We start from the raw sequence: 20,624 nt of genomic DNA, 5'->3' as shown, positions 1-20,624 counted from the left end.
GTCTTGAAACGTATTAAGCCAAGTAAACAAGAAATCAAATTGTTTCAAGAAGGCAAGCTATACAATAGCTATCAAGTATTTGGAGCGCATCCAATAATGAAGCGGGGATGTATGGGGGTGCGGTTTGCAGTTTGGGCTCCTAATGCACGCCAAGTCAGTGTCGTTGGAAGCTTCAATAGTTGGGATAGCAGTACTCATGTAATGGAGCATATAGATAACTCTGGTATTTGGTATATCTATACAGAAAATGCAAAGGTCGGAGATATCTACAAATATGCTATTACTTCGAATACAGGAGAGGTCGTTCTGAAAGCTGATCCCTATGCCTTCGCAGCAGAGTTGCGCCCCAATAGTGCATCAATCATAACAGAATTAAGTGGATTTACATGGACTGATAAAGAGTATTTAAATGATAGAGAGAAAAAATCTTCTCACAGGCAGCCAATTAATATTTATGAAGTACATTTAGGTTCTTGGAGAAGAAAGGATAACGGAGATTTTTTGAATTATCGTGAATTAGCTACTGAGCTTGTTGATTATGTTGTAGATATGGGTTACACACATATAGAGCTACTACCAGTTATGGAACACCCTTATGATGGGTCCTGGGGATATCAGCTAACTGGCTACTTCGCTGTAACTAGTCGATACGGGAAACCTGAAGATTTTATGTACTTAATTAATGAATGTCATAATAAAAATATTGGAGTAATCTTGGATTGGGTACCGAGTCATTTCTGTAAAGACTGTCATGGATTAGCACAGTTTGATGGCATGCCACTATATGAATATGATAATCCACAAAAAGCCGATAAAGGTGAATGGGGAACACTGAGTTTTGATTTTGCTAAGCCACAGGTACAAAGCTTTTTAATCTCAAATGCATTATATTGGCTAAAGATGTTCCATATAGATGGACTCAGAGTGGATGCGGTGGCTAGTATGATATATCTTAACTTTGGCAAAGAGGAGGGTCAGTGGACCCCTAACATATATGGAGGTAATGAAAATTTAGAAGCTGTTGCTTTTTTGCGGAGGCTTAATGAAGTCGTGTTTGATCAGGCTCCAAATGCACTTGTGATGGCTGAAGAATCTACCTCTTGGCCACTAGTTAGCGCCCCAACGTATTTGGGTGGTTTAGGGTTTAACTATAAATGGAACATGGGCTGGATGAACGACACGCTAAAATATATGGAATTAGACCCCATCCATAGAAAATGGCATCATAAGCTGCTGACATTTTCCTTTTTCTATGCTTTTTCGGAAAATTTCTTACTTCCATTGTCACATGATGAGGTCGTCCATGGTAAGAAATCGCTGTTGAACAAAATGCCAGGTGATTATTGGCAAAAGTTTGCTAGCCTGCGTGTCTTTCTCGGGTATATGATGACACACCCAGGTAAAAAATTACTCTTTATGGGTGGCGAATTCGGTCAATTTATAGAATGGAACGAAAACCAGCAGCTAGATTGGCTATTACTAGATTATGAAATGCATAAAAAGCTACAAGATTATGTTAGGTCATTAAACCATTTCTATAAATGTAGCCAAGAGCTATGGGAGTTAGATCATGAACAAGCGGGGTTTGAATGGATTGACGCTGACAATTATGAGCAAAGTATAATTGCTTTCATGAGACAAACTACAAATGGTGATTATGTTATTATTATTTGCAATTTCACTCCTATTGTCTATCATAGCTATCGGGTAGGAGTGCCTGAAAATACAACTTATATAGAAGCTTTTAATAGTGATGCAATAGCTTATGGAGGCTCGGGTCAGAGGGCAAGTGCTGATGTTATACAGGCTAATAATACAAAGTGGCACAACCAACCCTACAGCATAGAAGTTACTGTACCTCCGTTAGCTATAATAATCATACAACCTAATATCAACGATGGGGAGGATAAATAAATGCAAAAAAAACAATGTATAGCGATGCTGTTAGCTGGGGGAGAAGGGCGTAGATTAGCGCCGTTTACTTCGAAGTTAGCTAAACCAGCAGTTCCGTTTGGTGGTAAATACCGAATCATTGATTTTACGTTAAGTAATTGTGCTAATTCTGACATTAACACGGTTGGTGTATTGACTCAATATCGTCCCCTAGTATTGAACTCATACTTAGGAATCGGAAGTCCCTGGGATTTAGATAGACGAAATGGTGGTGTGACAATTTTGCCTCCTTTTATGCATCAAGAAGGTGGCGATTGGTACAAGGGAACAGCAAATGCGATTTATCAAAACATAGGATTTATAGACCAATATGACCCCGAATATGTATTGGTTATTTCTGGCGACCATGTATATAAAATGGATTACGCAAAAATGCTAGATTATCATATTGAGAAAAATGCTGATATTACAATATCGGTAATAGAGGTACCCTGGGAGGAGACTTCAAGGTTTGGTATTATGAACACCTCAGAAGATTATAAGATTACGGAATTTGAAGAAAAGCCTGCTAATGCTAAAAGTAATTTGGCATCTATGGGAATTTACATTTTTAATTGGAAGCTCTTAAAGGAGTATTTAATACTGGACGAACAGAACGAAAATTCAAGTAATGACTTTGGTAAAGATGTTATTCCTAAAATGCTCAACAACGATTGTAATTTGTATGCATATCCGTTCCAGGGCTATTGGAAAGATGTTGGTACGATTAGTAGTCTGTGGCAAGCGAATATGGATTTACTCGAGGAAAATCCAGATTTAGATTTGTATGATTCGTCTTGGAAGATATACTCTGTAAATCCTAACCAGCCACCTCAGTATATTGCACCATCTGCTAAGGTTTCTAGTTGTTTAATCAATGAGGGCTGTGTTGTAGAAGGAAATATTCACCGTTCAGTTCTTTTTTATGGTGTAGAGGTTGGGTCGCAAAGCTCTATTAAAGAGTCTATTATTATGCCAAATGTTAAAATTGGCAGGAATGTCTCAATTTATAAAGCAATCATAGGCGAAGGATCTGTTATTGAAGACGGAGTACAGATTGGCAATATAGACTGTGATGAAATTAGTGTGATAGATAACAACTCCGTCTTAAGCAAGCAGAATGATAAAACTAGCAAGGATAATAATCAAACAAGCAATGAAAATGAAAAAACAATAGATGGTGGTGCTGCTATATGAGTAACATAATGGGTGTAATTAACCTAGCAAATGACTGCAAAGAGCTACAGGATCTAACTATATTTCGCTGTAATGCATCTGTCCCCTTTGGAGGTAGGTACCGATTTATTGATTTTCCATTATCAAGCATGATTAACTCTGATATAACAAATGTAGCCATACTGGCAAATAAAAAATACACTTCGCTGATGGATCATGTTAAAAACGGAAAAGCGTGGGACCTGAACCGAAAGCGAGATGGACTATTTTTATTGCCGCCTGCTGACTACAACAATTTCCCTGGTATGAAGGGTGATATAAAGAATTTCTACTGGCATCTAGATTACTTCTATCGAAGTAATCAGGAATATGTAATCATAACCGAAAGTAATATTCTATTAAACATAGATTATCGTGATGTGTTGAAATACCATATGCAAAATAATGCAGATGTTACAGTGGTATGTGCTAATAGAAAACAAATAGCATCAGATACTTGGAATAACTATTGTAAAGCTATTAGATGTGATGATGAAGGCTTTATAAAATCTATGTCTGATGTGGATGGGCGTGATGCTGGTGGTAGCGAAGATACGATTATATCTTTAAATATGTATGTGATGAAAAGGACATTCCTTATCGAATTAATTGAATCATCTATGATTAAGGGGCATACTGATTTAATTAACCATTCAATTATAAAAAATATTAATCTGTTTAAAATAGCGGCCTATAAATTTACTGGGTACGTCGCACCTATTTTTTCAATTAAAGACTACTATCATCACAGTATGCAACTACTCAATTCAGAAACGAGAAATCAGCTATTTAACCTACCAGGAAAAATATTTACGAAAATTAAAGACGAACCACCTGTGAAGTATCTAAAGGATGCAGATGTTTGTAATTCACTAATAGCTAACGGTTGTTTAGTTGAGGGAGAAATCAATAATAGCATTGTATTCCGTGGTGTAAAGGTGCATAAAGGAGCTAAGATAAAAAATTGTATCATTATGCAACGCTGTGAAATTAGTGAGAATGCAGTATTGGAGAACGTAATACTAGATAAAGAAGTATTTGTCTCTAAGGGGGCAATTTTGAAAAATGAGGATGGCAATCCGAATGTAGTAGCGCGCCGCATGGTTATATAACTACTCATTATGAGGGGAGACTTGGTAATTATGAATATACTTATGGCCGCATCAGAAGCGGTTCCATTTGCTAAAACTGGTGGTTTAGCAGATGTAGTAGGTTCTTTGCCTAAAGAATTACATAGTAATAAAGTTAATGTTAGGGTCATATTACCAAAGTACGGAGCTATTTCGGAGGAATTTGTTGATAAAATACAGTATAAAACTTCAATTACTGTTAAGGTTGGTTGGCGGGAACAGTATTGTGGTATTGAAGAGTTAATTTATAATGGGGTTCATTTTTATTTTATTGATAATAAGTACTATTTTAATCGCGATAAACTCTACGGTTTTTATGATGAGGCTGAAAGGTTTGCCTTTTTCTCGCGAGCTGTACTTGAGGCAATACCTTATTTAGACTATCAGCCTGATGTTATTCATTGTCATGATTGGCAAACTGCACTTATTAGTGTATTTCTAAAGACTCAATATTCACAGAAACAATTGTATGAAAATATAAAAACTGTGTTAACGATTCACAACCTGAAATTTCAGGGAATATACCCTCGGGAAATTTTGGGTGATTTATTATCTTTAGGATCAGAACACTTTACTTCGGAGAGTTTAGAGTTTTACGGTAATGTCAATTATCTTAAGGGTGGCATAATTTATTCAGATATTGTTACAACTGTTAGTAAAACATACGCGGAGGAAATTACCTATTCGTACTTTGGCGAGAATTTAGAAGGTGTACTTAGAAGACAGGGTCGTATTATCGGAATTATTAATGGTATTGACTATGAACTATATAATTCCAGTACCGACAGTCAAATTTTCTATCAATACGATAGCACTTCACCCGATAAAAAACTTACAAACAAAGAAGCGTTGCAAAACTATCTAGGATTGCCTGTTGATAAAGACATTCCAGTATTAGCTATTATTTCTAGGTTAACATCGCAAAAAGGATTAGATTTAGTTCAAGGTGTCTTTGATGAGCTTTTAGCTGAAGGAATTCAGTTGGTTATATTAGGAACAGGCGAAGAAGAATACGAGCAACTATTCCGTAAAGCTGACGAGCAATACCCAAATCAAGTAAAGGCCTTAATTAAGTTTGATGAAGGTTTAGCAAGAAAGGTATATGCAGGCTCTGATATGTTCTTAATGCCGTCCAAATTTGAACCATGCGGCTTAAGTCAATTGATTTCCCTAAGATATGGAACAATTCCAATCGTAAGAGAAACTGGAGGACTAAAGGATACTATTAAAGGCTACGATGAAATTAGTAATACTGGGAATGGGTTCTCATTTATAAATTACAATGCACACGATATGCTTTATACAATTCAAAGGGCTGTTAGTCTTTATCAGGATAAAAAACACTGGAACAAACTCATTAAAAATGCTATGGACAGTGATTTTAGCTGGGAAGCAGCTGCTAAAGAATATCTAAATCTATATAGTGAGCTTATAGGAGGGAGTGCTATAGATGTTAACAAATAAAGAAGAATTTAAACAAGTATTTCAAAAACGATTAGTGGCACTCCATGGAACAGAGGTACAAGAGGCAACGACACAGGAAATATATAAGACTCTAGGTAGTCTAGTAAGGGAGTATATCAGTGAAAATTGGATAAACACAAATGCAAGCTATAAAAAATCTGGTGTTAAGCAAGTATACTATTTTTCACTAGAGTTTTTATTAGGACGCTTAATGGGAAGTAATTTACTAAATTTAGATATATATAATGTCTGCAAGGAAGGGCTATTAGAGCTAGGCATAGATTTAGATGATATCGAAGAAGCTGAGCCTGATGCGGGGTTAGGAAATGGTGGACTAGGAAGATTAGCGGCTTGCTTTTTAGACTCCCTAGCATCGTTAGAACTACCAGGGCATGGCTGTGGAATAAGATATAAATATGGATTATTTGAACAAAAAATTATCAATGGTTACCAGGTTGAGCTTCCAGATAACTGGCTTAAAGAAGGCAATGTATGGGAGATTCGCAAATCTGATAAAGCTGTGGAAGTTAAATTTGGTGGCTACGTGACTACTGAGCAAGTTGACGGAAGGTTAAGCTTCCTACACCATAACTACGAAAAGGTATTAGCAGTACCGTATGATATGCCTGTGGTAGGGTATAAAAACGAAGTGGTAAATACATTAAGGCTATGGAGCGCTGAGACAATCATCGGTAATTTTGATGCATATTCAATAAGTACCCATGACCAAAGAAAAATTATTGAGTATAAACGATCTACTGAAGCAATCACGGAATTTCTTTACCCTGATGATAGCCATATTGAAGGACGAACTTTAAGGCTGAAGCAACAATATTTCCTGGTAAGTGCAGGTATCCAAAGCATACTTCACAATCATAAAAAACATCATCACGATGTGTACAGTTTACCTGAAAATGTTGCGATTCACGTTAATGATACACATCCTGTATTAGCGGTCCCTGAGTTAATGAGAATATTATTAGATGATGAGTTATTATCTTGGGATGATGCTTGGGAAATTATGACAAAAACTATTTCTTACACGAATCACACAACCTTAGCTGAAGCATTGGAGACATGGCCAGTTGATTTAATGAGATCGTTGTTGCCTAGGGTCTTTATGATTATCGAGGAGATTAATAGACGTTTTTGTCAACAAGTATGGGCAGATAATCCTGGCAATTGGGAGCTATTACGCAGCGTCGAGATAATTCGAGATGGCGTAGTTAGAATGGCGAATTTGGCGATAGTAGGAAGCTATAGTGTTAATGGGGTTGCACAAGTTCATACAGAGATTATAAAGAAACGGGAAATGAAGCATTTTTATCAATATTTCCCTGAAAAGTTTAATAATAAGACTAACGGGATAACACATCGTCGTTGGTTGTTGAGAGCAAATCCATTACTAGCCAACGTGATAACAGAATTAATTGGCAGTGATTGGATTAAAAATCCTACTGAATTGCAACAGTTATCAAAATACGTAAAAGACGCTAGCTTCCAAGAACAGATTAGAAGCATAAAGCACAATAACAAATTAAATTTGGCTAAAATTATATCTAAGGAATGTGGACTTACGGTAGATGTCGGCTCCATATTTGACGTACAAATTAAAAGATTACATGCATATAAACGTCAAGTATTAAATGTACTTCACATTATGGATTTATATAATCGTTTGAAGGAAGATCCGACTATTGATATGCCGCCAAGAACATTTATTTTCGGTGCAAAGGCAGCCCCGAGCTACCATTTCGCTAAAAAAGTAATTAAGCTCATTAATACCGTAGCGTCGATAATTAATAATGACAAATATATAAATGACAAACTAAAAGTTGTATTCTTAGAAAACTACCGAGTCTCAATGGCTGAAGTTATTATTCCTGCAACAGATATCAGTGAGCAAATATCCACTGCAAGTAAAGAAGCCTCTGGAACAGGTAACATGAAGTTTATGATGAATGGGGCTATTACATTAGGAACATTAGATGGTGCAAATATTGAGATTGAAGAAGCGGTGGGAGATGACAATATATTTATTTTTGGGCTGACTCCAAATGAAGTATTAAACTACCATCAGGTTGGTGGATATAGCTCCTGGGATATGTATAATACGCACCCAAGAATAAGAAAAGTTATGGAACAGTTAATAACAGGAGAGGTTGCTCAACAGGCTGGAGATTTTAAGGATATCTATGATTCACTGTTAATAGATAATGATGAATACTTTGTTCTGAAAGATTTCATTCCTTATGTTGATGCCCAACTAAAGGCAGGCCAGGCATATATGAATCAGAATAAATGGACGCAGATGGCTATTGAGAATATTGCACAGTCTGGTAAGTTCTCTAGTGACAGAACGATTAAAGAATATGCAAGTGAAATATGGAGGATTCGTTAAACGATGACCACAGCAATTATGCATAATTCTTATGATGAAAATGATCGCATGCCGTTTGGGGCAGTTCCCTGTTGTCAACATGTTAGATTGAGAATTAAAATTGCCACAAATATACAGGTGTCCGCAGTTTTAATCAGCTTGCATATTGAAGGGTTAGGGGATAATCAATATGAGCTTACGTGTATCGACGAAGAAGACAATTTAAGTATATATGAAATTAATATTAAAGCACCTGACAAAGCAACACTCATGTGGTATTACTTCATAATAAAAGAATTACAGCAAACCTACTATTACGGAAAACACAGTTCGGGTAGGACTGGTGTAGGAGAAATATATTCACATATACCGCCAACATATCAAATTACTGTATTTGAGCCAGTGGCAAAATCTCCAAATTGGTATAAAGATGCTATTATCTATCAAATATTCGTTGACCGTTTTTATAACGGCAATGAAGATAAAACAATTGACAACCCTAAAAAAGAAAGCTTAATTCACGCCCATTGGGACAACACGCCCTATTATATCCGAGATTGTGATAGCAATCGCGTAGTACGCTGGGATATCTTCGGTGGTAATTTATTAGGGGTTATTAAAAAACTTGCTTACTTAAGGGAGTTAGGTGTTTCGATTATTTATTTAAATCCGATTTTTGAAGCACCAAGTAACCACAAGTATGATACTGGTGACTATCATAAAGTTGATTCCTCCTTTGGAACAAATGAATTATTTAAAGAGCTATGTATTAAGGCAAATAGCTTAGGGATTGAAATTATTCTCGATGGTGTATTTAGCCATACAGGTAGTGACAGTATATATTTTAATAAAGAAGGAAACTATCCATCTGTTGGTGCATATCAGTCAAAGGACTCACCGTATTATTCGTGGTATCGCTTTAGAGAATATCCAGATGATTATGAATGCTGGTGGGGAGTCGATGTCATGCCAAATGTGAATGAGCTGGACCCCTCATATCAAGAGTTTATTATCACAGGGAATAATAGTGTTTTAAATACATGGATGAATTTAGGGGCTAAAGGATGGCGACTAGATGTAGCTGATGAGCTACCCGACGAATTTATCAAACGCTTTTGGAAAACTATGAAAAACATAGATAGCGATTCGGTGTTGATTGGAGAAGTATGGGAGGACGCTTCCAACAAAATCAGCTATGGTCAGCGTAGAGAATATTTATTAGGATCTGAGCTTGATTCTGTTATGAATTATCCATTCAGGGACGCAGTGATTAATTTTCTCCAGCATCGAATAACTGCCAAAGATGTATATTATTCAATTATGGGTATCTATGAAAACTACCCTAAAGAATATTTTTATAGTGCTATGAATCTACTAGGCACCCATGATTCTACAAGACTATTAACAGCTCTAAATGAAACTTTTAAAAAAGTAAAGCTTGCTATCCTTTGGCAAATGACTTTTCCTGGGGTGCCAAGTATATACTATGGCGATGAAGCAGGTATTACAGGTGGTAAAGACCCACAAAATCGTAAAACGTATCCTTGGGGAAATGAAAATAAGTCGTTAATTAATTGGTATAAGAAATTAACGGCCCTGAGAAACGAATATGATGTATTGAAGACTGGTTCCTTTGCCCCTTTTTATATGCAAGAAACGGTATTTGGCTATCAAAGACAGATTGCTAACAATAAGGATGAATTTAATTCTTGCAAATGTAATAATTTCGCCCTCGTAATCCTTAATGCCTCTGAAACTGAAGAAAAACTAATTACATTGAACATCAACAATATTATTAAAGATGGAAGCTTAGTTGATGCTCTGGATGATTATAGAGAAGTTATAGTTAAGGATGGTATTTGTAATATTCAACTCAAACCCCTTGAAGGCAAGGTGTTACTTTTAGACCGTTGGGGAAGAAGTGGCGCAACAGAAAGGAAGTCAGGGGTATTATTGCACCCTAGTTCCTTACCATCTAATTATGGGATAGGCGATTTTGGTACAAATGCATTCTGTTTTATAGATTTTCTAAGTAAAAGCAAGCAAAAACTATGGCAAATACTACCCTTGAACCCAGTTGGTTATGGAGAATCACCCTATCAATGCCTGTCTGTTTATGCAGGTAACCCACTATTGATTGATATTGATAATTTAAGAGAATTAGGTTTACTAACAGATGCAGATTTATATGAAGTTAATAATGTGGAGCTGACTAATGACTCTATAGACTTTGAATTAGTTAAAAAAGTAAAGTATGAGATCTTGAAAAAAGCATTTACAAATTTTCAAAGTCAGACATTTCCTGTTTTAGCGGAAGAGTTTGAGCAATTCAAACAAGAGCATTCTAAATGGCTAGCTGATTATGCACTGTTTTCAGCACTTAAGCAACATTTTAATAATCAATCATGGGTTAATTGGGATGCTGCTATTGCTGCTAGGAACGAAAAATCCGTTAGTTATTATAGTGAGCTTCTATCGGAACAAATACAACAAGAGGAATTCTTGCAATACTTGTTTTTTAAGCAATGGCATACATTGAAAGACTATGCTAATAGTAAAGGTGTCAAAATCATCGGCGATATGCCTATATATGTAGCGCATGATAGTTGTGAGGTATGGCTAAATCAAGATTTATTTAAGTTAGACAACGAAGGAAATGTTACTCAAAAGGCAGGGGTGCCTCCAGACTACTTCAGTGAGACTGGCCAGCTCTGGGGCAATCCTATTTATAATTGGGATATTATGAAACAGGATGATTATAGTTGGTGGGTTACTAGAATTAGACATATGCTAGCGATGGTTGATTATATCAGAATAGATCATTTTCGAGCGTTTGCCGATTACTGGGTTGTACCAGCTGCGGAAGACGTTGCAGTTAACGGTGAATGGAAGGATGGGCCAGGCCTTGATTTCTTTAATAGTATTCAAAAACAGATTGGCAATGCTCCGTTTATTGCTGAAGATTTAGGGGAACTGTCAGAGCGGGCTAAGGTATTGAAAAAAGAAACTGGGTTTCCAGGGATGCTAGTTATGCAATTTGAAATTGATGCAAATCTAGCTACTAATTTCCAAATCCCCCTTTATATGAAAAATACAGTAGTATATACTGGTACCCATGATAACGATACATTATTAGGCTGGTATAAGTGTAATGCAGACACGCCTATAGAAGACAACGAACAATGGTCTGATTATATTTGCTGGTCATTTATTGAGCAGGTTTATAAAAGCGATGCGGATATTGCTTTAGTACCTATGCAGGACTTGCTATGTTTAGGGGCGAATGCACGTATGAATACCCCTGGAACTGTTGATAACAACTGGAAGTGGAGAATGACAGTAGAACAATTAGAAGACATTGACTATAAAAAATTAAAGGAACTGACTAAGATTTATTATAGAGGGGAGTGACCTTGGTGGAACAGTTAACACCAATTGAAGCTAATAGACGTATAGCAAGCTTAGATATTTTAAGGGGATTTGCACTGTTAGGAATCCTAATGGTGAATATGATTTATTTTAATACACCTATTGTATATTATTACGTAATAGGGGAAATTCCATGGGAGAGTCCGTTAGATAGATGGGCTTATTATGGAATTCAACTTCTTGCAGAAGGTAAGTTTTACACAATGTTTTCCTTCTTATTTGGAGTTGGATTTGTGATATTTATGGAGCGGGCTCAGGAAAAGCACAAAAAGGCAGGCCTATTGTTCGCACGACGATTGTTCTTTCTGTTGCTGTTTGGTCTTATTCATGCATTCTTTTTCTGGTATGGGGATATTTTAATAATGTATGCATTAATAGGATTTCTACTATTGGCTTTCTTTAATAGGAAACCAAAAACAATGTTGGTCTGGGCTATAACTTTATTAATTCTATCTATTGTAATTATGGGTCTATTGTTTATAGCATCAATGGCATATGCCAATATGGATATGGCAGAATATAACGCTCAAAATCAAATGTTTTTAGCCCAGATGTATGAGCAAATCGAAAGTTCTTATTTCGCTTATAGTGAAGGCTCATATGCTGATATTATGCAGCAAAGAATTACGGATCTAAGCTTTGTTTTCACATATGCAATATTTGGAGTTCCTATGATTTTGCCTATGTTTTTAATGGGTGCTTATGTTGGCAAAAGGAAGATTATCTCCAATGTTTCTGTTAACTTAGGACTCATTAAAAAAATATGGCTTTGGAGCCTTATCTTCGGTTTGCCAATGACAATCATGAAGGTATATAGTCAAGCCCAAGCATCCTTTGAGTTGATAACGGTATATAATTTTACGAATCAAGTTGGCATGGTTATTGGAGACCCTGCATTAAGCATCTTTTATATGACTTCAATCCTACTCTTACTACAAAAGGAAACGTGGCAAAGACTTTTACGACCATTTGCGAGCGTTGGTAGGATGGCATTGAGTAACTATATATTGCAGACCTTGATTTGCACAACGATTTTTTATAGCTATGGTCTAGGTATGTATGGTAACGTAGGTCCAGCTGTGGGTATTTTAATTGCAATTGCAATATACATTACTCAAGTGAAATTAAGTGTTATTTGGTTTAATAAGTATAAATATGGGCCGTTAGAATGGATATGGCGTTGGCTCACATACGGAAATGTAATCAGGCAAAAATAAAAGCAAATATAAATATCAAAAATAGAAACAAATATAAATATATAGAAAAACGACAGATCTTACGATATTATCATATCGAGGCTGTCGTTTTCAGTTATTATAAATAAGGTTATTATATATACAGTTATGATAAATACATGAATGTGGAGTGAAAGCAAGATGATGCTATTTATTTATTTTGTAATCGTAGTAAGTTTTATTGATACAATGGCTCAATTACCTATATTATCTCCGTTTGTTAGCTCATTAGGTGCCAGTGCGCTTTTGATAGGTATTATCATGGGGGCTTATTCGTTCTCTAATATGCTAGGTAATTTAGGTGCGGGCTTAGTAATAGACCAATTTGGCCGCAAAGTAGGAATCGTCGGTGGTATGCTAGTAGCGGGAGTAGCTGTGATGTTATATGCATGGGTAACTGAGCCAACACAGTTATTATGGCTAAGAATATTACATGGCATTGGTGGCGCAATTTTAATTCCAGCTGCTTTTACCTATGCAGGTGATTTAGCTTCCAGCAGGACTAGCTCTACTGCTAAATCAATGGGATACGCTGGCGCTGCTGTAGGTATAGCTGCTCTTTTGGGACCAATGCTTGCTGGTATTGGCAAGGAAAGGTTTGGCTATGAATCGGTATTTTTAGCAATCGGATCAATATTAGTTGTTACTGCAATATTGGCATTTATATTTCTAAAGGAAACTTACTCGAGAAAGGAATCAAATTTACAAAAGCTTACGGTTGAAGAATTTAAACGACTTTTATATTGTAATAAATTAAAAATCGCCTATTTATCGGGATTTAGTCTAATGTTTTCAATGGGAGTGTTAGCATATGCCTTTCCACTTAATCTAGAGAGTATAGGCTTCACTAGCAAGGAAACAGGACTTTTATTTAGTGTATTTTCAATAGTTGCAATTATTGTGTTTTTACTGCCAGTCAATCGTTTGTCTGACTATTATGGTAGATATGTACCTTTAGCAATTGGTTTTTTTGTAATAACTATTACGTTGACTCTATTACCGTTCGCGAAGGAAATCTACCAATTTATAATGTTGATGATTTTTTATGGTTGTGGATTTGGATTGATTTTTCCTGCTATGACTGCCATTATTGTGGATGAGACCGATACAAACTGTAGAGGTACAACCTTCGGTATTTTTTATGCTGCATTTTCGTTGGGTGTGTTTCTTGGTCCTATTGTAGGTGGTATGTCCGTGCAATTTTACTTTGAGCCTTTTTGGAGTGCTAGTATAATTTTCATATTTGTTCAGTGGTTATTTTATAATATTAAAAGGAAAATTAGCAAAACTTAATATGATAAATGTTTGAATTATACATTCTTTTGCTTGTTTAATTTATTATATTTTTTAAAGTTTTGCAGGATTTTAAAAAGTTATAAAGAAAAGATGTATAATAAAACATATATCAACAAAAGGTTGCGATTATAAGATGGAATTATATAGCTTTCAGATAGATAGCTGTTTACAAAAAGCTGATATATTAAAAAGTGAAATTAGGGAAATTTTAATTTATCATTATGATGAAAAAGAAGTGGAGGCATTTTTGTTTTGTTTCCACGAACTATTAAATAATGCAATTGAACATGGGAATCAGCTTGACAAAAGCAAGAAAGTTTTTGTTAAGGTTGAAATTAGCGGTAGTACTACTAAATTTACTATAGAAGATCAGGGTGAAGGTTTTAACTGGAGAGAAAGACTTCAAAGGGAGTTAGACATCTACAGCTTTGAAGAAAGAGGTCGAGGAATTATTATGACTAAGATGATGTGTGATGATATTTTATATAACAAATCGGGGAACAGGGTGGTTTGTATAAAATCTTTTCAAGAAAATTAGTACTAAAGGAGCATTTGTTGTTAATAATCTTTGTGAAATAAGGTATAATGGAATTGCTATAATATATTAAAGATTAGAAATAGAAATTTACATATAAGAAAGAGGTGTTTTTATTGGATACCAATCAATATTTAGATATGTTTATTGACGAGTCAAAAGAGCATTTACAAGCAATAAATGACAATTTATTAGAACTTGAAAAAAATCCGAAAGACATAGATATCGTGAAAAACGTATTTAGGTCAGCCCATACAATAAAAGGTATGTCCGCTACTATGGGATTTGAAGACATAGCAAACCTAACTCATGAGCTTGAAAATGTATTAGACCAAGTTAGAAATGAGATTACTGAAATAACACCAGAAATAATGGATGTTATTTTTCAAAGTGTAGATTTGTTAGAAGGAATGGTGTATTCAATTATTGAAGGTTCAGACGGTAAAGCTAATGTAGCTCCGCTTGTTGAACAATTAAAAGCAATTGCGAGTGGTCAGCAGCCGACGGCAAAGGAAACGAAGCAAGCTACAAGTACGGATAATAAGAGCGATGGAAATGTTGACGGTTCTTATGGGCATCTGCTTGATGAATATCAGAAAACTGTAATTTTACAGTCACAGTCGACTGGGCATAATGCTTTACATATTTCAATTTCATTAAGTAAAGATTGTATGCTTAAGGCTGCTCGAGTGTTTATGATTTTTGATGCTTTAGAGGGCTTAGGCGAAGTAATCCTTGCTGACCCAGCTGTCGAAGATTTAGAAGATGAAAAATTTGATTTATCATTTGAACTAGTATTTTTAACTGCAGAATCTAAGGATTTAATTAAAGGCAAACTAGTAAACATATCAGAGGTAGCCGAAGTAGAGATTAAAAATATCGATTTAACGATTAGCTCTGAAGATGAAGATATTAAAGCTGATGTAGAGCCTACTGTATCAGAATCTGCTTTGGACAGTTCTAAGCAGGAACAGAAACAACCGACAGAAAAGAACCAAGCTGCCATGAAGACAAAACCGATTAGTAGTAAAACAATTCGTGTTGATATAGAACGCTTAGACGTATTAATGAATTTATTTAGTGAGTTGGTTATTGACAGGGGTAGATTGGAGCAAATAGCTAGAGAATTAGGTCATTCTGAATTAGTAGAATCGGTAGAGCATATGAGTAGAATTAGTGGGGATTTACAAAACTTAATCTTAAATATGAGAATGGTACCGATTGAACAAGTCTTTAATCGATTCCCAAGAATGATAAGAGATTTATCGAAGGATTTGAATAAAAAAGTAGAGTTAGATATTAAAGGCGCAGACACAGAATTAGACAGAACTGTAATTGACGAAATAGGTGATCCACTTGTTCACTTATTAAGAAATTCTTTGGATCATGGTTTAGAATCACCTGAAGAAAGAATCAAAAAAGGCAAACCAGAAACTGGCAAGATACAGTTGCACGCATATCACAGTGGGAACCATGTCTTTATAGAGATAATTGATGATGGTAATGGTTTAGATCGTCAAAAAATTCTTAACAAAGCAATTGAGCGTGGATTGCTAACAGAAGAGCAAGGAAACCAAATGAGTGACCAACAGGTATTTATGCTGCTTTTCCAATCTGGATTTAGTACTGCAAAGGTAGTTACTGACGTATCAGGTAGGGGGGTTGGGCTTGACGTTGTAAGAAGTAAGATTGAAGCCTTAAGTGGTCAGGTTCATATCGAGTCAAAACTTGGTGAATATACGAAGTTCCAGATAGAACTACCCCTGACGCTCTCAATTATTCAGTCGATGTTAATTAGAATATCTGATGAGAAGTATGCAATACCATTAAGTTCTATTATCGAGACTGCTGTATTCTCTAAAAAGGATATATATTTGGTACAAGGTCAACAGGTAATAGACTTCCGCGGACATATTGTTCCGTTAGTTTCATTAGAAAAAGTGTTTGCTATTCCAAGAGCAGATGAAGTTGAAGACGATGAAGTATCTGTCATTGTAGTTAAGAAGGGCGATAAGATGGCTGGGCTTATAGTCGATGACTTTATCGGACAGCAAGAAATAGTATTGAAGAATCTCGGAACCTACTTGCCTAATGTGTTTGCTATATCTGGCGCAACCATTTTAGGTGATGGTCAAGTAGCATTAATTATTGATTGTAATGCCCTAATTCAATAGAGGAGGCGATACCTAAATGAAGATTATTATTTTCAAGCTGAATGATGAAGAATATGGTGTAGAGATAGATCAGGTGCGCTCAATTGAAAGGGTAAGTCATGTTACTAGGATACCGAATATGGCCGATTTTATTAAAGGAGTTATTAACCTACGGGGTATTGTAACACCTATTATTGATTTGAGAACGAGGTTTGGGATAGAAGCTATTAACGATAGCGATAATACTAGGGTAATCATTATTAGTGTGAAAGATATTGAAATAGGATTAGTTGTTGATGCGGCTAATGAAGTAATAGAAATAGACGAAAATAGAATAGAGCCTGCTCCTAAAGTAATTGGTAGTGTAGAGGCTGAGTTTATACGGGGAGTTATTAAGGTAGAAAATCGTCTGCTAATTCTCTTACATTTGCAAAAAGTGCTTAATCTACAAGAAAAAGAACTATAGTAATAAAGGAGTGGGAGGATGTCAGGAAAAGTACTAGTAGTTGATGATGCAGCTTTCATGCGCGTTATGATAAAGGATACATTGAAAAAAAACGGATATGAAGTTGTTGCTGAGGCCGCTAACGGTCAGGAAGCTGTAAAATTATATCAAGAACATCAGCCAGACTTAGTTACGATGGATATTACTATGCCTGAAATGGATGGTATAGAAGCCTTAAAAGAAATAAGAAAGGCAGACGGAAACGCGAAAGTGATTATGTGTTCGGCGATGGGTCAGCAGGGTATGGTTGTACAAGCTATTCAAGCAGGTGCAAAGGATTTTATCGTTAAACCCTTTCAGGCAGACAGAGTCATAGAAGCGATATCAAAGGTTTTAAAATAATTGCTTATAACATCGATTTATCAATAATCGATGTTTTATTTGTAAATTTTTATTTGTAAATAGAATGGAGGCAAATCATGAGAATAGCAATTGATATTGGATATGGTTTTGTTAAAGCAATGAATGAAAACGGGGAAACTTTACGTTTTCCATCTGTTGTTGCATTAGATAGAAGTGAGAAAATGAGAACAATCTTAAAATCACAGAATGAGGATTATTCTGTAAGTATATGGCCAGCAGGTGAACTGGAAAATTCAAAAAAATACTTAGTTGGCGATGCTGCTATGGTTGGTGGTAGTGGTTTACGGACTTGGGAAGAAAAAGCTATAGAAAATACTAATATGCAAATACTAATTGCAACTGCAGCAGCTCTATTAGGTAACGATGAGGATATTGAATTGGCTGTTGGTTTACCACTTACATACTATCGTTCGCAAAAGGAGGATGTAACTGTACTATTAAAAAAATTAGATGTATCAGTAATTGTGGAAGGACATAATAGAAAAAGAGTAAAAGTAAGCGATGTATATGTGTTTCCACAGGGTGCAGGTGCCTATTATGCAGCCTGTCTTGGTATAGACGGGGATGTGAAAAACCCACAATTAGTTAGTTCACCAGTTGGATTAATAGACATTGGCTACCGAACCACAGATATCTTAGTCATGTCTAAAGGTAAAAAAGGTCTGATGCCACGTGAGGATTTAAGTGGTGGAATTGATTTGGGTATGAAGTATGCTTATCAAATCGTTCAAAACGAAGTGGAAGAAGTAGTAAAGAAGTCTGTTGACTTATTATCCGTAGAGAAGGCAATATTTTGGGAAGATAGTAAGCTTCTACATAGAGGATCAGAGATAGACTTGGCTGGATTTGAGGATGGAGCCTATGAAGAACTAGCTCATCAAATTACTTCAAAGGTCAAAATAAGGTGGGGAGATGAAATTGACAGCCTGTCTGCGGTTATAATAGCAGGAGGAGGTGGGGAGGTTTTGGCACCTTACCTAAGACATAGTTTCCCAACTATGATTAAAATGGAAAAAGCAGCATTTGCTAACGTCGAAGGTTTCCTTGCAGCACAAGCATTAGCAAAAAAAAGGAAGGATAATTAATGCAAGTTATTGTTGACACAGATAAACTGTCAAAAGAAGCAAAGCAGTTAATTAATAACGTTGAAGATGCTCAATTTTTTATAATTGAATTAATCGAAAACCAAACTAGAGAAATCTTAACTGGCAAGAGCAATGATTCCATCATAGAAATTTTAAAAAGATTAGAAAAGAAAATTGATGGTCTGCAACAGGTGCCAGTTAGGAATTTGAAAAAAGAGGTAGCCCCCAATAGAGAGTTGCCACCAAACCATTTAAATAGCACACATAAAATAAATGCACCAAACAGTAGCAAGGAGACAGATAAGGTTAAAGAGCACGAGAAGGCTGCAGATGAGCTTGCAAAAGCATTAGATTTTTTTTCGTAGCTGTCTTAGGTAATGCTGTTATACCGTATAATCTATATATGTTATAATGTTAAAGGTTATGTTGTTACTTGAATGGTGAGGGAAGGAGAAATACATAATGAACGAGCAACAAAGAAAAAAAATAGAAGAACTTTCTTTAATTGTAGAGCAAGAAAGCTATATCGATTCCAATTTGTATGCTAATTATGATGTTAAACGCGGTCTAAGAAATAGTAATGGGACTGGCGTTTTAGCTGGGTTATCTAAAGTTGGGGAAGTTCATGGTTATTACGTAGAAGATGGCGATGTCATGCCTGATCATGGAAAACTGTATTATCGAGGCAAGAATGTATACGACATTGTTGATGGCTTTCAGAAAGATAAGCGCTTTGGCTTTGAAGAAGTATGCTATCTATTACTATTTGGCAAGCTGCCTACTGCTCTTGAGCTTAATGAATTCTCAGACTTATTAGGGGAATTGCGAGAATTAGAAGATGGCTTTGTTAGAGGTATGATTTTGAAAGCACCAAGTACAGATATAATGAACAAATTAGCTAGAAGTGTTCTTGCTAAGTATTCATACGATGATAATCCAGACGATACAAGTACTGCTAACGTTATTAGACAATCAATTGAGCTAATTGCTCAATTTCCATCAATTATGGCATACGGCTATCAGGCTAAATCTCATTACCATAATAATGAAAGCTTATTTCTCCATAAACCTAAACGTGAGTTAAGTACGGCAGAAAATATACTTACGATGATGCGTCATGATTCTGATTATTCTAGGGTGGAAGCTGAGATATTAGACTTATCATTAGTTTTACATGCTGAACATGGCGGAGGAAATAATTCATCGTTCGTAACCAGAGTCGTCACCTCTTCGGGTTCCGATACATACTCAGCTATTGCTGCCGCAATTGGTTCATTAAAAGGGCCTAAGCATGGCGGTGCTAATATGAAAGTACTTGCTATGATGAACGACATTAAACGTAACGTTAAGAAGTGGGATAATAAAGAAGAAATTAAGCGATATCTAACTAAAATAATCAATAAAGAAGCATTTGATGGTAGTGGCTTAATTTATGGCATGGGACATGCTATCTATACATTATCAGACCCAAGGGCTGTGCTATTAAAGCAAAAAGCGATTGAACTAGCTAAAGAAAAGGATAAAATGTTAGAATTAAATCTTTATTTAGCGATAGAAGAACTAACGCCGCAAGTATTTACTGAAGTTAAAGGAATAGACAAGCATATTGCAGCTAATGTTGATTTATATTCTGGTTTTGTTTATGAGATATTAAATATACCACCTGATATCTATACACCACTGTTTGCTACGGCAAGAATACCAGGTTGGTGTGCTCATAGAATTGAAGAGTTATTGACCGGGCATAGAATTATTCGCCCAGCCTATAAGAGTGTCGTAACTAAGCATAAATATAGACCGTTATCTGAACGTTAATTAAATATATTATCTATGCTAAGAAGAAAAAGAAAGCTAAAGTAACTGATGAAAAACAGTTACTTTAGCTTTTTTGTTAATAATAAA

General features: G+C 35.7%; 15 protein-coding genes. All 15 read left to right on the top strand.

Features of this window, described 5'->3' with window-relative positions:
- Positions 1 to 3: 3 nt before the first annotated feature.
- The 15 genes from glgB (at position 4) to BHF68_RS11400 (ending at position 20,537) form a co-directional block, all read left to right on the top strand.
- Entirely contained in the window at positions 4 to 1,914 is a 1,911-nt protein-coding gene (gene glgB / locus BHF68_RS11470; protein WP_069643802.1) for a 1,4-alpha-glucan branching protein GlgB, read from the top strand.
- Complete coding sequence (locus tag BHF68_RS11465; RefSeq protein ID WP_069643801.1) at positions 1,915 to 3,129, top strand: glucose-1-phosphate adenylyltransferase; 1,215 nt, start codon at positions 1,915 to 1,917, stop codon at positions 3,127 to 3,129.
- Positions 3,126 to 4,259, top strand: a complete 1,134-nt coding sequence (gene glgD / locus BHF68_RS11460; RefSeq protein ID WP_069643800.1) for a glucose-1-phosphate adenylyltransferase subunit GlgD — start codon at positions 3,126 to 3,128, stop codon at positions 4,257 to 4,259. Before BHF68_RS11465 ends, glgD begins: the two co-directional genes overlap by 4 nt.
- 30 nt (positions 4,260 to 4,289) lie before the next feature.
- Complete coding sequence (glgA, locus tag BHF68_RS11455; RefSeq protein WP_069643799.1) at positions 4,290 to 5,741, top strand: glycogen synthase GlgA; 1,452 nt, start codon at positions 4,290 to 4,292, stop codon at positions 5,739 to 5,741.
- A complete protein-coding gene (locus BHF68_RS11450; RefSeq protein ID WP_069643798.1) occupies positions 5,728 to 8,142 on the top strand; it encodes a glycogen/starch/alpha-glucan phosphorylase in 2,415 nt (804 codons plus the stop codon). Before glgA ends, BHF68_RS11450 begins: the two co-directional genes overlap by 14 nt.
- A gap of 3 nt (positions 8,143 to 8,145) precedes the next feature.
- On the top strand, positions 8,146 to 11,532 hold the full coding sequence (gene malQ / locus BHF68_RS11445) for a 4-alpha-glucanotransferase (protein WP_069643797.1): 3,387 nt from the start codon (positions 8,146 to 8,148) through the stop codon (positions 11,530 to 11,532).
- A 5-nt stretch (positions 11,533 to 11,537) separates the two neighbouring features.
- Positions 11,538 to 12,767 (top strand): DUF418 domain-containing protein, encoded by a 1,230-nt coding sequence (locus BHF68_RS11440; RefSeq protein ID WP_069643879.1) that lies wholly within the window; start codon positions 11,538 to 11,540, stop codon positions 12,765 to 12,767.
- A 159-nt stretch (positions 12,768 to 12,926) separates the two neighbouring features.
- Positions 12,927 to 14,078, top strand: a complete 1,152-nt coding sequence (locus BHF68_RS11435) for an MFS transporter (RefSeq protein ID WP_069643796.1) — start codon at positions 12,927 to 12,929, stop codon at positions 14,076 to 14,078.
- Between the two features lie 136 nt (positions 14,079 to 14,214).
- Complete coding sequence (locus tag BHF68_RS11430) at positions 14,215 to 14,619, top strand: ATP-binding protein (protein ID WP_069643795.1); 405 nt, start codon at positions 14,215 to 14,217, stop codon at positions 14,617 to 14,619.
- Positions 14,620 to 14,732: 113 nt separating this feature from the next.
- On the top strand, positions 14,733 to 16,790 hold the full coding sequence (locus BHF68_RS11425) for a chemotaxis protein CheA (RefSeq protein WP_069643794.1): 2,058 nt from the start codon (positions 14,733 to 14,735) through the stop codon (positions 16,788 to 16,790).
- 16 nt (positions 16,791 to 16,806) lie between these two features.
- Positions 16,807 to 17,235 (top strand): chemotaxis protein CheW, encoded by a 429-nt coding sequence (locus tag BHF68_RS11420; protein WP_069643793.1) that lies wholly within the window; start codon positions 16,807 to 16,809, stop codon positions 17,233 to 17,235.
- Between the two features lie 18 nt (positions 17,236 to 17,253).
- Entirely contained in the window at positions 17,254 to 17,616 is a 363-nt protein-coding gene (locus BHF68_RS11415; protein ID WP_069643792.1) for a response regulator, read from the top strand.
- 77 nt (positions 17,617 to 17,693) lie between these two features.
- Positions 17,694 to 18,722 (top strand): ParM/StbA family protein, encoded by a 1,029-nt coding sequence (locus BHF68_RS11410; protein WP_069643791.1) that lies wholly within the window; start codon positions 17,694 to 17,696, stop codon positions 18,720 to 18,722.
- Positions 18,722 to 19,087 (top strand): hypothetical protein, encoded by a 366-nt coding sequence (locus tag BHF68_RS11405; RefSeq protein ID WP_069643790.1) that lies wholly within the window; start codon positions 18,722 to 18,724, stop codon positions 19,085 to 19,087. The genes BHF68_RS11410 and BHF68_RS11405 overlap by 1 nt, the downstream gene beginning before the upstream one ends.
- A 97-nt stretch (positions 19,088 to 19,184) precedes the next feature.
- On the top strand, positions 19,185 to 20,537 hold the full coding sequence (locus BHF68_RS11400; protein WP_069643789.1) for a citrate/2-methylcitrate synthase: 1,353 nt from the start codon (positions 19,185 to 19,187) through the stop codon (positions 20,535 to 20,537).
- The last annotated feature ends 87 nt before the right edge of the window (positions 20,538 to 20,624 follow it).

Source organism: Desulfuribacillus alkaliarsenatis (assembly GCF_001730225.1).
Classification (GTDB): domain Bacteria; phylum Bacillota; class Bacilli; order Desulfuribacillales; family Desulfuribacillaceae; genus Desulfuribacillus; species Desulfuribacillus alkaliarsenatis.
The sequence above is the reverse complement of the archived record's forward strand: the minus strand, read 5'-3'. Positions and strand labels throughout refer to the sequence as shown.

Coding starts and splice junctions, on each gene's coding strand:
- BHF68_RS11465 (WP_069643801.1), top strand. CDS start 1,915: ATGCAAAAAAAACAATGTATAGCGATGCTGTTAGCTGGGGGAGAAGGG.
- glgD (WP_069643800.1), top strand. CDS start 3,126: ATGAGTAACATAATGGGTGTAATTAACCTAGCAAATGACTGCAAAGAG.
- glgA (WP_069643799.1), top strand. CDS start 4,290: ATGAATATACTTATGGCCGCATCAGAAGCGGTTCCATTTGCTAAAACT.
- BHF68_RS11450 (WP_069643798.1), top strand. CDS start 5,728: ATGTTAACAAATAAAGAAGAATTTAAACAAGTATTTCAAAAACGATTA.
- malQ (WP_069643797.1), top strand. CDS start 8,146: ATGACCACAGCAATTATGCATAATTCTTATGATGAAAATGATCGCATG.
- BHF68_RS11435 (WP_069643796.1), top strand. CDS start 12,927: ATGATGCTATTTATTTATTTTGTAATCGTAGTAAGTTTTATTGATACA.
- BHF68_RS11430 (WP_069643795.1), top strand. CDS start 14,215: ATGGAATTATATAGCTTTCAGATAGATAGCTGTTTACAAAAAGCTGAT.
- BHF68_RS11420 (WP_069643793.1), top strand. CDS start 16,807: ATGAAGATTATTATTTTCAAGCTGAATGATGAAGAATATGGTGTAGAG.
- BHF68_RS11415 (WP_069643792.1), top strand. CDS start 17,254: ATGTCAGGAAAAGTACTAGTAGTTGATGATGCAGCTTTCATGCGCGTT.
- BHF68_RS11410 (WP_069643791.1), top strand. CDS start 17,694: ATGAGAATAGCAATTGATATTGGATATGGTTTTGTTAAAGCAATGAAT.
- BHF68_RS11405 (WP_069643790.1), top strand. CDS start 18,722: ATGCAAGTTATTGTTGACACAGATAAACTGTCAAAAGAAGCAAAGCAG.
- BHF68_RS11400 (WP_069643789.1), top strand. CDS start 19,185: ATGAACGAGCAACAAAGAAAAAAAATAGAAGAACTTTCTTTAATTGTA.